Origin of the sequence: Clostridium sp. DL-VIII, from assembly GCF_000230835.1 — a bacterium.
Taxonomy (GTDB): domain Bacteria; phylum Bacillota; class Clostridia; order Clostridiales; family Clostridiaceae; genus Clostridium.
Genome location: NZ_CM001240.1, coordinates 1,583,792 through 1,596,971, shown reverse-complemented (window position 1 = coordinate 1,596,971; position 13,180 = coordinate 1,583,792). Strand labels below are relative to the sequence as shown.

Genomic DNA, 13,180 nt, shown 5'->3' with positions numbered 1-13,180 from the left:
TATTATTTTATACACAAAAATAAATCCACGAAAATCCAATAGCCTCCATACTCTATTTTATGATACAGACATATTAGTTTTACAGTATATATAATTGGTGCTTAACTAGTAAATCAAATTACTTCTTAATTTGCTAGTCAAATAAATAACACAACACAGTTAAATTTTTTTAAAATATTACATGATGAAATAAAATCAGCAAATCCTAAAACCGCATAAAATAAAGCCTCCGAAGAGGCTATAAAATACAGTAAAATTCAAATCCACGAACTCCTAGATCCAGAGAATTATCGACATGAGCATTCTTTAATAATTATGAATTTTCTATAGATGATATTTTAAACATTTATTATTAGAGCATTTTAATGATTATCTTAAACAAGATATACTAAATCTAAAAATCAAGCTGTTTATCTCTTTCTAAAATCAATATATCATTTTATCCATCTTCCATGTTCATCAAAAGCATAACATTTCCCATTAATACACTTCCAAAGCGGCTTTTCTTTACTGCCCATAACCATCTTGCAATTTTCATTTAAGTAATACCAGACATTATTGTTTTTATCCTGGTACCAGTAATTCTGCAAAGCATATCCCCTATCATCAAAAATATACCACTCTCCATCTATCTCCTGCCATCCATCTTTTGCTGTATAATAACATTTATTATCAACACTTGTGCAAAACCACCAACCAATATCATTATTATTCCATCCGTTCTTCCGTTCTTCCATTCTTCATTACCAGAAACCTCATCTTCAACTAAGCCACAAACAATAGCTCTTGCAATAATATCTGGATCATAGTTGTTTGCATCATCACTATCAGCAAACAAACATTCAACCAAAATTGCAGGCATAATAGTTTTATTAAGAACAATTAAGTTTCTTATTTTTACTCCTCTATTAGGTAAATTCAGAGTACTTGATAATTCATTGCATACTTTAGCAGCATATTGATTAGCTACTTCTGATTTTCCAAATACTAATACTTCAGGGCCACTACCTCCCCCTGCATTAATATGAATCTCAACATAAAGTTTTATATCTTGTGTCTTTGCTATTTCATTAGCTTGATTTGCTCTTTCATAACAATCTTCACAGTTATAACTATTACTCTTATCAATTCTAAGTAAATTAACCTCATGTCCTCTCTGCTGCAAATACTCTACAACTAAAGCCCCTATAACTCTGGTACAATTGCTCTCATCAAGCCTATCAACAACTCCACATCCAACATTCCCACTAGCAGTATGACCGACAGCTATTATAAAATCACTCATTTTTTACACCATCCTCTCCATAATTTCTAATTTCTTTTACTTTTCATATAAGTTATACACTTATGAAAAAAGCAGCTATGCTGCAACCAAGAACTTCAATATCAAAAACATAAGTAACAACATAAATCTAATTATTTTTATAATCATATATAAGTTATATGTAATCTAGCCATATATACTATATATAGAGGTAAATTTAATACAAAACACAATATATGTAAAATAATTACTTTAATTCATAACTCTTATATTGAAGATGGAGGTTTATATGGATTTTGATTATGTCGAAACTTTAGTTACCAGATGTAATAACAATGATGAAGAAGCAAAAGAAAAATTAGCTTATGAGTTTAAACCTTTTATTTATAATATTTCTAAAAGGACTTTCATTGATGGATATAATGCTAATGATATTATACAGGAATGCTACCATTCACTCTTCAAATCAGTTTCTATGTACAATTCAGAAAAACATAGATTTGTTGCCTATGCTACTAATGCTATTAAAAATAATATGAGTGATTTAATAAAAAGAACTAAAACTAGAAGATCTACTGAAGGTAGTAATGCATTAAGCCTACATGATGATGTGGAAAATAATTTTCCCGAACTTGAACTCTCAACTGAAACTTCATTATGTGAAATGTGTGATTATGAAGATTTACAATTAGCCCTTAAGAATTTAAACGAAGAGGAACTTGAACTTATAGATTTTGTATTTTACAAAAATTACACTGTAAAAGAATATGCTTATTTTAAAAATATGTGTTACTCTACTGCTATTCAAAAAAAGAAAAACATTTTAATGAAAATACTTAATAATATTTCATTCTATTATTAAGCTTAAAAGTCTAACAGCTCTAAGCTTAATCATTGGAGCTGTTATCTTTATTTATAATACAATATTTCATTTACCTACTCAAAATTAAAATTATTCACAACCTCTGTAGTTTTCTCCACATAATTATCAACAACTTGATCTATTCCATCACAAATATATTTTAGAGAACATCCTTCACATTTATTAAGTATCCCTTCCGTAATTAAAGAACATTGAAGTTCATCATTAAAAGTAGAATTTCTAATTGCTAAAGCAATCTGCTTTTTATCAAAGCACTCTACTTCTTCTGAATTAAGTTTAATTTCATTTCTAATCATTTTTACAACACACTCCAATAATTTATTTACAGCTTTAGAATTTAGCGGCTGCTATTATTGATATATGTTTTATACTGTAACATAACATTAAAATCATGATTAAATTTGTATGCCTAATCTCTTATCCCGCATTTTACAAGCAAATTCTTATATTCCTAGGTTCTAATATTCTTAAATTCTAAAAAATTGATATTATACCGCTTGATTGGACATGCTGTTTTTAATTTATCGGTTGAACCTTTAAGAATATAGCTTATATTATTTTCTTTAATCATAGGTTCCTAGTGCTAAGTGCTTGTCCTTATTATCTCTTTATATATAGGGGATTTCTCCCCTTATGTATTTAGTATGACAGCTCCTCGCATGATAAACTTTCTAATATATTTTCATGTTCTGCATTTACTTGTTTATAATATTCTTCCCTGGCTTTTTCTATATCTTCATTTCTTTCAGCTTCATAATCTACAAAACTGTTACCCTCAATTTTGCCTCTAAATGACTTCCAAAATTCATAATCATCACTTGTAACACTGAATATTCCTTTTCTTGCTATATTCTTGTTATAACTTAATTTCAATCCATAAAGACTTAATGGCTCACCATTATACTCAATAATTATTGATCCATTCTTTAGTCTATACGCTGTTTCAGAAAATCTGAATTCTTTATTTTCGCTTAAATATCTGTACTCTGCTATTAATGTTTTTGATTCATATTTTCTCTTTTCCACTTTTATGGCCACCTTTTCTTTTTAGTTCCTCTCCTACCATATTTTTATTATGCCCACTTACATAAATTTTAGACATTATTTATGTACAAAAAAAGCACCTTTTCAGGTACTTTCATTATTTATAATTTATTCTCCAATACATAGTTTCATATACCCTCTTATCGCTTTACTAACATCTTTTCCATTCCTATGACAATACGCCTCAAAGTCTTCATATAACTTGATTTCACATTCCACATGAAGTTGCTTTGTTGGTGGTTTTTCTTTTTTTATTCTATTTCTATTTTCCATTATTATTCCACTCCTTATCTGTAAAATATTCTAGCCAACAATCAAATTTCTTATACTTAAATAGTTAAAAAATATATACAAATAAGTACAAACGCATACGAATATTTGTTCGCGTAATTGGCAATAATTATAATATAAGGTTAAGAGAGGCTTTGAAAAAATATGAGAAACTTCACATTTACAAAATGGCTTACTACTAAAGAAGCTTTTAATTCCTACGGACACTATAAAGAATGGCTTTCTATTTTATCAAAAGAAGAATCTAAAAGAACTGATTTATATTATCACGAAAAATATCAATACTTTATAAATTACCTACAGACTGAATGGGATTAGAGAAATACGCATCTCTATCCCCTTCTAAAAGTTTCTATATGAAAGGATTAAATCTAATGACATTTGCAACATGGCTTATAAAAGAAAAAGGCTTTGTATCAAAAGCTCAATTTGATTCACTTGTAAATACACTACCATATGAGGGCAGAAGAAAGTTAATCATATACTATAAAATAGAATATGAACATTATCTTGATACAAGACCAATGCAGCTTGAAATTGAAATAAAATAATCCTGGAGAGGTCCTCTCCAGGATTATTTTATTTCTTTTAATATTCCACAAACTACAGAATTAACTGCTAAAATTATAGGACAAGCTTATGTTGTTTTTTTAGCAAATACTTAAGCTCCATAGAAAATAAATATTGTACAGGGGTGAGCGCAGCGAATTTCCCCTTTACAATATTTATTTTCTATTGGTATAATTGCTCTCCCAAAAAACATTATTTTAGATAAGTTCCATTACTATAATCTTAAAATCCAACTTTTCTTTATTCAACGCTATATCCATTTATTGAAATTATTTTTATTAATGGAGCTTGTTTAAAATTTCCTTTTTGGCACTTCCATATACCATAAATTATCTAGCTCTATAGAGAACAAAGTGGCTGCGCATGCTCATTCCTAATCATATTTTTATAAGCCAACAGCCTCTTAACTATTGATATAATTGGTTTTAAAGACACAAAATCCATAGATATTAAAAAAACACCCGAAGGTGCTCTTACTCATATATCTCAAAAATATTATCTACTAATTCTGTTCCTGTCCCTGTCAAATAAATAATCTCAATAATAACAAACACTAAATCTAAATAATTACCATCTGAATACCCTTCTTCGCAATGAGCAACTTTGTTCCGCATTTTCTCATAGTCATATAGCTTATTATACAAATAACCATATTTCTCAAAATCTACAACACATTCGTGTATTACATCTTTAAATTTCTCATCTATAATTCGCCTATTCATATTTTGATATCTTTCAATTTTATCACAGTATTTATCAAATACTTCAGCATTTCCTATTCTTGGCAGTAAGTTATAATACGCAGTTTCTAGATTTGCATATAGCATTTCTATATATTGGTCTAGTGCCGCAAAAGCAGAAAAAAAAGCCAATCTTTCATTTCCAATGTTGTACATAACATAACTTGTAAGCAAATATTCTACCCACATGGGATAATCATTGTCTATTGGTAATCCATATGCATTGCACTCTAATGTTCGTTCTGAAAACTCAATAATAGTCCAACCATCTATATTGGGTACATAATCAAAGTCACATTTAAAAAAGATTCCAGGTGCAAAATGATCTATTGTAATAATATCGCCTATCATATTACATTCTCTCGCAATATTTACAGGCTCATCAATAGAATCGGGTTGTATTACTATTTCAAAATCTTCAACTGAAGAAAGCAATTTCAAATTTTCAACTTCAAGATAATCACTAAAAGAAGCACTGTATGCTTCTTTAGGCAACTTTACTCCAGCAAATGAAATTTCAAGTTTTAACTTGGTTTGCTCTATTCCAAAGATTTTATACAAAAAGCAATGCTCTTCACAATCATAGATCTCTCTGATTAATGAAGATAAATTTTTTTTCCTCAAATTGTGATTCCATACATATTCTTTTACTTTTGAACCTCCTGACTTATTCTTTTCCATCCTCTTTCTTACCTTATAAACATTAGTCTTAAGAAATGGAACCTTATTTGCATTTCTGTATCCCAAATCCGCTCTAGCTTCATCTTGTAATTGTTCTAATGTACAAATACCTTTCAATCTAATCTTCCCCCAACTCTTCCAATAATAAAACATGCTATAACTGTACAATTACTCTAATTTTTTCTTCAATATTTATTTTTTTATTGTATAACTTAATATTTTCAATTGCAACTTTGTAGTTATCATATTGCTTTACTTACATATATAAAAATTATACATTGATTTAACTTTATTATAATAAAAAAAGAATGATCTATTATTGTGAATAGACCATTCTGAATACTGGTTAATATTTATTTAATAGGGGATAAATAATGTTTAACTACTTTGTGTTTATATATTGCAAGAGATTTGTGACAGCAATATGGCAAAATTGAACTTTCTTGACCTGGTGTTATACTTATAATCTTTCCAACAGATCATAACTCAATGTCCTAAACACCTGACAATATTTTTGAAATCCATCTTGTCCAATAATATAAATATTAGGCATATAATCCATTCTTACTTTTGAATACATAATACGCTCCAAACCATTATCTATAGCTGTATGATTACTTAAAGCCACATCTACTTTTTTACTAATTGCTTCACTAATAAAATAATCTAAGGACTTAAGATATTGTTGTACTTCATCTTTTGTCCATGGTGGAGTTGTAGCCCCCCATAATGCTGCCATGTGGATTTCACCATCATCTTTTACAGGGAATATATAGCTTAATCCTCCTGGAGTATGACCAGGAGTACCATAAACATATATTGTTTTATCACCCAATATTATGGTATCACCATCTTGAACATAAACATCAATTTTATAATCTTTCCACGTTTCTGGTCTATCAGGCTTAGTAGGATGTTCCTCCCAAAAAATATCATCTATTTTAGAAAGATATGTGTAAGCATGGTATTTCTCAACAAACCATTTTCCACAGCCTGTATGATCAACATGTCCATGAGTTAAAACCAGCTTTTTTATAGTATAAGGATTCCAACCTACATCTTTAATCGCAGCTACTATTGCATCAAAAGCTTCCTTTGCTGGCCAAATAGCATCTATTACTATTAGCCCATCACTTGTCTTTAATACAAAGCAATTTGTTTCTTTTTGTGCAACAATTAGTAAATCGTCAAAAATCATAGCATGGGTAAAAAATGACATGTCCTCCATTGCTTTGATTGTTTCTTTCGTAATAACTGGCTTATTTAATCTATTCATTTAATATACACTCCTCTGTACAAAATTAATTTTTTGGTTGTACAGAGGATAAACGATTCTTTGGGTGCATACGTAAAAATATTTTCATGATTCACCTTCCTTATAAATCAAAATTTATCTTTTTTAAATTATAACTATTATGTAAATATCAGACTTTCTTTAAGATAATGTACTATATTAAATATATTATTCATTATTGTTTTTATTAAACCAATAGTTTTTCATCTCTATTAGGAATTCTTTTGTTATTTGATATCCTGAACTTTCGCTAATTATAGAATCTGTACCACAATACGGACAAATACCTGTACCACCAATATCCTCAACCCAATCTACAATTTCTTTTGGACTAAAAATTTTTAAACAATAAAAGCAACCACATTTTTTATCTCTTAACAATTGATTTCTGTGATTAGATGAATATTTATGTGCTTTTATATACTCCATCATATTTCACCTCTTATTTTCACTACCAGCGACTTGAAAATTATAATATTATTACACTAGTTTCTAAAAGCTATTCCTTGAACACTTGCACGATCCTCAGTTAATAAATTTCTAATAATTCATTTTCAGTTACAAAGAAATTTAATTGTGAATAAATATTTGCATTATTGGCTGAAAATTCAAGTTCAATCATGGTTTCATCTGACCAAATTCGCTTAATATTAATACATCCCATTTAAAATACTCCCTTTATCTACTATAAACAAAAATCTGTCTTGTTTTATCAAAAACTACTATCAGAACATATTATAACACATTTTGTAAATAACATATTATTTAGTTTTCAAAGAACAATTTCTTATTTTAATTTACTCTGTCTAATCTACTCTACTCTCATTATAACTACTATTAAAAAAACTTTTATTCCACAGGGCGCCGTCAATGTGCTTGCTTTTCTGCCTGTCCTTATTAGTAATGAGTGTTATTGAAGCGCAAGAAATCGTATCACTAAAAATAATTTCTTCTTAAATATTTATTTCTATTATTTTTAGTGATTGGATTTCTTAAGCGGAAAGAACGCCTTTACTAAAAAGGACTAGCAGGTAAGCATGTACATTGTGGACCTGCCCTCACCAATCAAACCTTATCTCTATCTTGGTGAGGGCAAGTCCAAGGCGCCCTTTTCCCTATGCGTATGCATCACTTCTCCATAAATCATTTAATACACCAAACAGGTTCTCTCTATAATATTTATACTAATTCTCTATTTAGTAAACTTTCAATTGTTCATTGGATTTAAGGCGCAGCCTTTAATACAATCACTACACTTAAAACATTCTCTTAAGAAAGTGTCAATGTAATAGCAAGGGGCAGAGCTCCGTGGCTATTACGTATTGACTCTTTCTGGAGTTGGAATTTAGAAATACATTTAAAGTATCCTCTTTGAAAATAAAAACATTAACTTTCTCTCCCCATTCTCACATTTCAACAAAAACTCTTATCTGGGCATGCAGCATTATCTCCAGTATTACAATACACCAAAAACTATAATAACACCTTCTCTATAATCTGCACCAGAAAAACCCATTACCACAAAGAAGGCATGTACATTTTGCTAAATAACGTTTCCCGAAGTGTCCCAGCTGAAATTAAGGAATAAACCTTCATTTCTCAAAATCTTTATAACCACAAAAAGACCATAAAAATTCATGGCCATAAATATTTTAGCTTGGACATTCTCGGGACAACGACTTATTCTAGCGAAGTGTGCATGCCTAATATACTCACAATATTGTCAACTTATCATTTATTGATGGGAGATATTTTCTACACATAATTTATTCTTTATACTATAATAATTATGTTCGCTCCATCATCACTTAATCTATATAAAGATTTCATTGTTATTAATTAAAAGCTTGTCTATTTTATCTTTATATTTTTTGACTATAAAACTTCTATTAATATTTTCATATCAATTGTGCTGCCTTGTTGCCTGTTAATATAGTATTCATTTTTGTTGCTAAAAATATTTTTTTGTTGATATGTAATATATTTGTACTCTTTAACTGATAATTCCTCACAAATTGGATTGTTGACTCTGTAATAAAAATCTGCATCAGTTAATATATTTCTATCGATTTCTCCATCAAAAAAATTATTACATTCTTCAAATATAATTTTTTTTGAATTTTTAAATGCAGACTTTAAAGACTTTTGAATTATAGTTTTATCTCCAGGTTTTTCAAATATTATTTCACCATTGTTTATTGTCATTATTATAACTAGCAACAATTTCATGAACTCTTCATTTCTACTATTACTTGACCTATTCAAAAAAATTTTTGTTTCTGTTTCATATGCATTTGCTTGATTTGTATGATTATGAAGCATAATTCTAAACGGTATATCATCTTTTTTGATATCTAAATCTAAAATTTTACTTAAATAAAATTCCAACTTTTTATATTTATTTTCGTGAATCATTAAGCCTTCTAGTTTTTTTAAATCATTAATAATTTTTTCTATAGATTCTTCTTTACTCATTTTATTAATAATATTGTCAATTAAAATTTTAACTATTTTTTCTTGATTCATTTAAATCCCCCCTACTTTTCTCTTTTCTATTAGTCTAATCCTTGCTCTCTTTTTTAAATTCTCTACTGTTTTCATTATATTGAAAAGCTTTATAGTATTCATACTTATCCTGAACCTCTATTAATACTTTTAAATTAATTGTACTCCTATAACTTTGTATAATATATTCTACCCTCAATATCCAAGTAACAAATACATTCTCTTTCTCATATCTATTTTTTATTTTCCATCTCGTGTTAAACTGCTAATTTACTAAATTAACTGCAAATTTTATTATTTCAGTATGGTTTACTATATATTACATTTCATAAAAAATGAGCCGAATATTTTAATACTCAGCTTACTTTTTTATTGAATCCATTTACCATCAGCACCTATTTGATAGTTACCTATATAAGTGTTTGTTACCATCATAGAATCTGATCCTAGATAGTACCAATCATTTCCTGACTTAATCCAAGTGTTAACTACAGATAAACCGTCAGAACCTAAATATATCCATTTGTCATTCCCCATACTTTCCCATTTATTAGTTACACAATAAGGGGCTGTATTTTTATAATCTTCTACTGTGACAAAATACCTTCCATTGCTTATTTGGTTATCTGCTCCTAAGATATTACCATACTTACTTGTTCTGTAGATTCTTCCATCCTTTAATAAATACCCATCAACCTCTGCGAAACCATTTTCATCAAATATTTCCCAAGAAGCTCCGTTATCACATGTTATTAAACCTGTTCTAGGTTTCCCATTGTTATCAGTCAATCTTGTAGCAGCTACTGAAGTTTTTGGATTTATTTCTAAAGACCTACCAGTAGATGGGTCTCTCGATGAGATTATCTCAGTTCCTAAGTTATTAATAGCATGCCCATTCTTTATATTTCCTGCTTGTTTAATAGCTTCTTCACTTGTTTGAGTGACATGACCAGAACTATCTACTTTGTCGCCATTATTATTCCAACCCGGAGGGGCAGCTAAAGCAGTGACTGACATACTACTAACAACGACAGCACTCAAAACTAACATTTTTAAGAACTTGTTAATTTTCATATTAAATACCTCCTGTTTTAAAGTTATTTTTCCCTTTCATTAACATATGTTTTATAGTATATAAAGTTTTTTTCAATCTTAGTTACTGACTCTCATTTTTAGTAAGAATCAGTAACAAATATATTAATGAGTTCCTGAAGTTGTTAAGTCATCACGTGATGATTTCTCTATTGATTATACTCCTATAACTTCACATATTAATTAAACAATACATTATATTACTTAATATGTCAATTTAACCATTATAACTCAAAATAGCTACAATAATAAATATCTTTACAATAAAGCAGAATATAATGTGTTCATTTATATAAGCAAATCGAATTAAAATTTAATACACTCACTCTTTCTTATCCCTATTTTTTATTTTCTATTTTGTATCAAATTGCTAATTTACTAGCTTAACTACAAATTTTAATATTTCAGTATGGTTTACTATGTATTACATTTCATAAAAAAATAAGCCGAATATTTTAATATTCAGCTTACTTTTTTATTGAACCCACTTACCATTAGCATCTATTTGATAGTTGCCTACATAAGTGTTTCTTACCATTATAGAATCTGCTCCTAAATAGTACCAGTCATTTCCTGATTTAATCCAAGTATTAACTACAGATAAACCATCTGATCCTAAATAGATCCATTTGTTGTTTCCTAAACTTTGCCACTGATTAGTTGCACAGTATGGGGCTGAATTGGCTGAATCTGTTATAGCCCAAAAATACCTTCCATTACTTAATTGATTGTCACACGCTAATATATTCTGGTATTTACTTGTTCTATAAACTTTACCATCTTTCAACAAATACCCATCAGCTTCAGAGAAACCATTTTCATCATACATCATCCAAGAACCCCCATTATCTACACTCTGCATACCTGTTTTAGGTTTTCCTGAATTATCTGTCAATCTAGTTGCTTGCAAGTTAGTCTTAGGATTAATCTCTAAAGACTGACCTGTAGCTGGATTTCTAGAAGACATTATTTCTGTACCAAACTCATTAACAGCATGTCCATTCTTTGTATCATTAGACTGCTTAATAGCTTCTTCACTTGTTTGAGTTACATGGCCAGAACTGTCAACTTTATCACCATTGTTGTTCCAACCCGGAGGGGCAGCTAAAGCGGTAACTGACATACTGCTCACAACGACAGCACTCAAAACTAACATTTTTAAAAACTTGTTAATTTTCATATTAAATACCTCCTGTTTTAAAGTTATTTTTCCCTTTCATTAACATATGTTTTATAGTATATAAAGTTTTTTTCAATCTTAGTTACTGACTCTCATTTTTAGTAAGAATCAGTAACTAATATATTAATGAGTTCCTGAAGTTGTTAAGTCATCAAGTGATGATTTCTCTATTGATTATACTCCTATAACTTCACATATTAATTAAACAATACATTATATTACTTAATATATCAATTTATCCAGTATAACTTAAAAATAGCTAATTAAATAATCATTATTCTCCACAAAACAAATTATACTTTTATTCTTTTCTATAAACAAAACGAATTTAAATTAAAATAATACGCAAGATAATAAGTATATAACCTTTAATATTAGAAACTGAGGAGATCTACTTATACATTTTTTATCGAATAGGTATTCCATTGAATTCTTATATTTTTATCTAATAACAAAACATATTTATAACATATATAATTAAACTTTAAACACTAATCCAATAATTCTTCACATCACTAACCTCACTATCTTTATTTTTTTAGCCTGCTAATGCTTTTCTACTAATCTCCAAAATAATTCAGAAATATATAAAAAAATAAATGTAACAACACCTGTTATGTTGCTACATTATAAATTTCTTAAATATTTTCTTTATTAATCTTTACCTTCTCTAATTCTTCACTAAGAATCATGTGTTTTTTACAATACTTTATAACTCCTAATACATAAATGATTGTTGCTGCCAATAGACTTACACATCCAGCTAACAATCCTAGTGCTAAATTGTATAAATTATTTATTATATCAACCATAAAAATCCCCATAAATTCTTTCTATCTTAATAATTGCCTAATTTATACAAGCTTAATCAACTGAAATCATTTATTTACCTTAATTACATTCTTATAATAAAAAGCTGTTTGTTTTCCATCCCATTTCACATTCACGGTTTCTCCATTATTATATACCCTAACTACCTTCCCAACGGTCTTTATGCCTTGATATTCAATATTAACCTCATCGTCAATCTTAAATTCTATATCATTCGTTTCAACCTCTATTTCATTCTTTTTATCATCCATCTCATTAATTTCAATATTAAATTCCGTATTAATGAGTTCGTTTGAATGATAACTTGGCTTTTGATTATACTCTAATATCCATCCTTTTGGATTTATCACTATAGTTTTTTCTCCAGGTATTATTAAATTAGCATCACCTTTTCTTTTGATATATTGCTTAGGCTTAAGAGCTTCTAACTTTTGTTTTTGTGTTTCATTTATTTTCTTATCACTATTCACAATAAGTATTTCTTCTCCAGGCATTATTCCCACATCTTTAGGTAGACTAAACTCATTTATGCCACTTGCATTAAAATACAAAGTTTTATCGTCTAATTCAACTAACAATGCGCCACTCAGTGTCTTAACTATTCTGATACAACTTTGTGAATATAATCTAGTGATTGTATCAAACTTATCTATTTCTTTAATTTCTTCTTTAATAATAATTTTCTTGGGTTTTATAACTTCTATAGCAGGCAAATCAAATATACTAATTTGTCCTTCGATGAAACATTCACTTTTCATATTCATCCTTTCATATCTTTAATCTGTTTTAGTTCTTTTGTTCATAA

General features: G+C 28.5%; 17 protein-coding genes. 3 read left to right on the top strand and 14 right to left on the bottom strand.

Going from position 1 to position 13,180, the window contains the following annotated elements:
* Nucleotides 1-434: 434 nt before the first annotated feature.
* On the bottom strand, nt 435-590 hold the full coding sequence (locus tag CDLVIII_RS31835) for a hypothetical protein (protein ID WP_242835855.1): 156 nt from the start codon (nt 588-590) through the stop codon (nt 435-437).
* 38 nt (nt 591-628) lie between these two features.
* The gene (locus CDLVIII_RS07320; protein ID WP_009168809.1) at nt 629-1,285 is read right to left on the bottom strand and encodes an N-acetylmuramoyl-L-alanine amidase; all 657 of its coding nucleotides are present in this window, start codon (nt 1,283-1,285) and stop codon (nt 629-631) included.
* A 268-nt stretch (nt 1,286-1,553) separates the two neighbouring features.
* Between CDLVIII_RS07320 and CDLVIII_RS07315 the strand changes: the two genes are divergently transcribed.
* Nucleotides 1,554-2,126, top strand: coding sequence for a sigma-70 family RNA polymerase sigma factor (locus CDLVIII_RS07315; RefSeq protein WP_009168808.1), 573 nt, complete (start codon nt 1,554-1,556; stop codon nt 2,124-2,126).
* Nucleotides 2,127-2,200: 74 nt separating this feature from the next.
* On the opposite strand, the gene CDLVIII_RS07310 is transcribed toward CDLVIII_RS07315, so the two are convergent.
* The 3 genes from CDLVIII_RS07310 to CDLVIII_RS31145 all read right to left on the bottom strand — a co-directional run bounded on the left by CDLVIII_RS07310 (nt 2,201) and on the right by CDLVIII_RS31145 (nt 3,464).
* The gene (locus CDLVIII_RS07310; RefSeq protein ID WP_009168807.1) at nt 2,201-2,443 is read right to left on the bottom strand and encodes a hypothetical protein; all 243 of its coding nucleotides are present in this window, start codon (nt 2,441-2,443) and stop codon (nt 2,201-2,203) included.
* A 343-nt stretch (nt 2,444-2,786) separates the two neighbouring features.
* Nucleotides 2,787-3,173, bottom strand: coding sequence for a hypothetical protein (locus CDLVIII_RS07305; protein ID WP_009168806.1), 387 nt, complete (start codon nt 3,171-3,173; stop codon nt 2,787-2,789).
* Nucleotides 3,174-3,299: 126 nt separating this feature from the next.
* Nucleotides 3,300-3,464 carry a hypothetical protein gene (locus CDLVIII_RS31145; RefSeq protein WP_009168805.1) on the bottom strand — a complete coding sequence of 55 codons (165 nt, stop codon included), beginning with the start codon at nt 3,462-3,464 and terminating at the stop codon, nt 3,300-3,302.
* A 162-nt stretch (nt 3,465-3,626) separates the two neighbouring features.
* On the opposite strand from CDLVIII_RS31145, the gene CDLVIII_RS31140 reads away from it, so the two are divergent.
* Nucleotides 3,627-3,800: a hypothetical protein gene (locus tag CDLVIII_RS31140; protein ID WP_009168804.1), complete on the top strand. Its 174-nt coding sequence runs from the start codon at nt 3,627-3,629 to the stop codon at nt 3,798-3,800.
* 38 nt (nt 3,801-3,838) lie between these two features.
* Nucleotides 3,839-4,033, top strand: a complete 195-nt coding sequence (locus CDLVIII_RS07300) for a hypothetical protein (RefSeq protein WP_172462734.1) — start codon at nt 3,839-3,841, stop codon at nt 4,031-4,033.
* A gap of 492 nt (nt 4,034-4,525) precedes the next feature.
* Here CDLVIII_RS07300 and CDLVIII_RS07295 read toward each other — a convergent pair whose 3' ends face one another.
* The 9 genes from CDLVIII_RS07295 to CDLVIII_RS07265 all read right to left on the bottom strand — a co-directional run bounded on the left by CDLVIII_RS07295 (nt 4,526) and on the right by CDLVIII_RS07265 (nt 13,133).
* Nucleotides 4,526-5,590: a hypothetical protein gene (locus CDLVIII_RS07295; RefSeq protein ID WP_009168802.1), complete on the bottom strand. Its 1,065-nt coding sequence runs from the start codon at nt 5,588-5,590 to the stop codon at nt 4,526-4,528.
* 343 nt (nt 5,591-5,933) lie between these two features.
* Nucleotides 5,934-6,749 carry an MBL fold metallo-hydrolase gene (locus tag CDLVIII_RS07290; RefSeq protein ID WP_009168801.1) on the bottom strand — a complete coding sequence of 272 codons (816 nt, stop codon included), beginning with the start codon at nt 6,747-6,749 and terminating at the stop codon, nt 5,934-5,936.
* 186 nt (nt 6,750-6,935) lie between these two features.
* Entirely contained in the window at nt 6,936-7,199 is a 264-nt protein-coding gene (locus tag CDLVIII_RS07285; RefSeq protein ID WP_009168800.1) for a hypothetical protein, read from the bottom strand.
* Nucleotides 7,200-7,296: 97 nt separating this feature from the next.
* Nucleotides 7,297-7,431 carry a hypothetical protein gene (locus tag CDLVIII_RS32470; RefSeq protein WP_009168799.1) on the bottom strand — a complete coding sequence of 45 codons (135 nt, stop codon included), beginning with the start codon at nt 7,429-7,431 and terminating at the stop codon, nt 7,297-7,299.
* Between the two features lie 1,211 nt (nt 7,432-8,642).
* The gene (locus CDLVIII_RS07280) at nt 8,643-9,293 is read right to left on the bottom strand and encodes a hypothetical protein (protein WP_009168798.1); all 651 of its coding nucleotides are present in this window, start codon (nt 9,291-9,293) and stop codon (nt 8,643-8,645) included.
* Nucleotides 9,294-9,641: 348 nt separating this feature from the next.
* A complete protein-coding gene (locus CDLVIII_RS07275) occupies nt 9,642-10,346 on the bottom strand; it encodes a hypothetical protein (protein WP_009168796.1) in 705 nt (234 codons plus the stop codon).
* A gap of 493 nt (nt 10,347-10,839) precedes the next feature.
* Complete coding sequence (locus CDLVIII_RS07270) at nt 10,840-11,544, bottom strand: hypothetical protein (RefSeq protein ID WP_009168795.1); 705 nt, start codon at nt 11,542-11,544, stop codon at nt 10,840-10,842.
* Nucleotides 11,545-12,182: 638 nt separating this feature from the next.
* Entirely contained in the window at nt 12,183-12,356 is a 174-nt protein-coding gene (locus CDLVIII_RS31135; protein ID WP_009168794.1) for a hypothetical protein, read from the bottom strand.
* 66 nt (nt 12,357-12,422) lie between these two features.
* A complete protein-coding gene (locus CDLVIII_RS07265) occupies nt 12,423-13,133 on the bottom strand; it encodes a hypothetical protein (RefSeq protein WP_009168793.1) in 711 nt (236 codons plus the stop codon).
* Between the last annotated feature and the right edge of the window lie 47 nt (nt 13,134-13,180).

Bases quoted from the DNA above. Each gene is read 5' to 3' on its own strand.
- CDLVIII_RS07315 (WP_009168808.1), top strand. From the start codon at position 1,554: ATGGATTTTGATTATGTCGAAACTTTAGTTACCAGATGTAATAACAAT.
- CDLVIII_RS07275 (WP_009168796.1), bottom strand. From the start codon at position 10,346: ATGAAAATTAACAAGTTCTTAAAAATGTTAGTTTTGAGTGCTGTCGTT.
- CDLVIII_RS31140 (WP_009168804.1), top strand. From the start codon at position 3,627: ATGAGAAACTTCACATTTACAAAATGGCTTACTACTAAAGAAGCTTTT.
- CDLVIII_RS07265 (WP_009168793.1), bottom strand. From the start codon at position 13,133: ATGAAAAGTGAATGTTTCATCGAAGGACAAATTAGTATATTTGATTTG.
- CDLVIII_RS07320 (WP_009168809.1), bottom strand. From the start codon at position 1,285: ATGAGTGATTTTATAATAGCTGTCGGTCATACTGCTAGTGGGAATGTT.
- CDLVIII_RS07300 (WP_172462734.1), top strand. From the start codon at position 3,839: ATGAAAGGATTAAATCTAATGACATTTGCAACATGGCTTATAAAAGAA.
- CDLVIII_RS32470 (WP_009168799.1), bottom strand. From the start codon at position 7,431: ATGGGATGTATTAATATTAAGCGAATTTGGTCAGATGAAACCATGATT.
- CDLVIII_RS07285 (WP_009168800.1), bottom strand. From the start codon at position 7,199: ATGATGGAGTATATAAAAGCACATAAATATTCATCTAATCACAGAAAT.
- CDLVIII_RS07270 (WP_009168795.1), bottom strand. From the start codon at position 11,544: ATGAAAATTAACAAGTTTTTAAAAATGTTAGTTTTGAGTGCTGTCGTT.
- CDLVIII_RS07310 (WP_009168807.1), bottom strand. From the start codon at position 2,443: ATGATTAGAAATGAAATTAAACTTAATTCAGAAGAAGTAGAGTGCTTT.
- CDLVIII_RS07280 (WP_009168798.1), bottom strand. From the start codon at position 9,293: ATGAATCAAGAAAAAATAGTTAAAATTTTAATTGACAATATTATTAAT.
- CDLVIII_RS31145 (WP_009168805.1), bottom strand. From the start codon at position 3,464: ATGGAAAATAGAAATAGAATAAAAAAAGAAAAACCACCAACAAAGCAA.
- CDLVIII_RS31135 (WP_009168794.1), bottom strand. From the start codon at position 12,356: ATGGTTGATATAATAAATAATTTATACAATTTAGCACTAGGATTGTTA.
- CDLVIII_RS07290 (WP_009168801.1), bottom strand. From the start codon at position 6,749: ATGAATAGATTAAATAAGCCAGTTATTACGAAAGAAACAATCAAAGCA.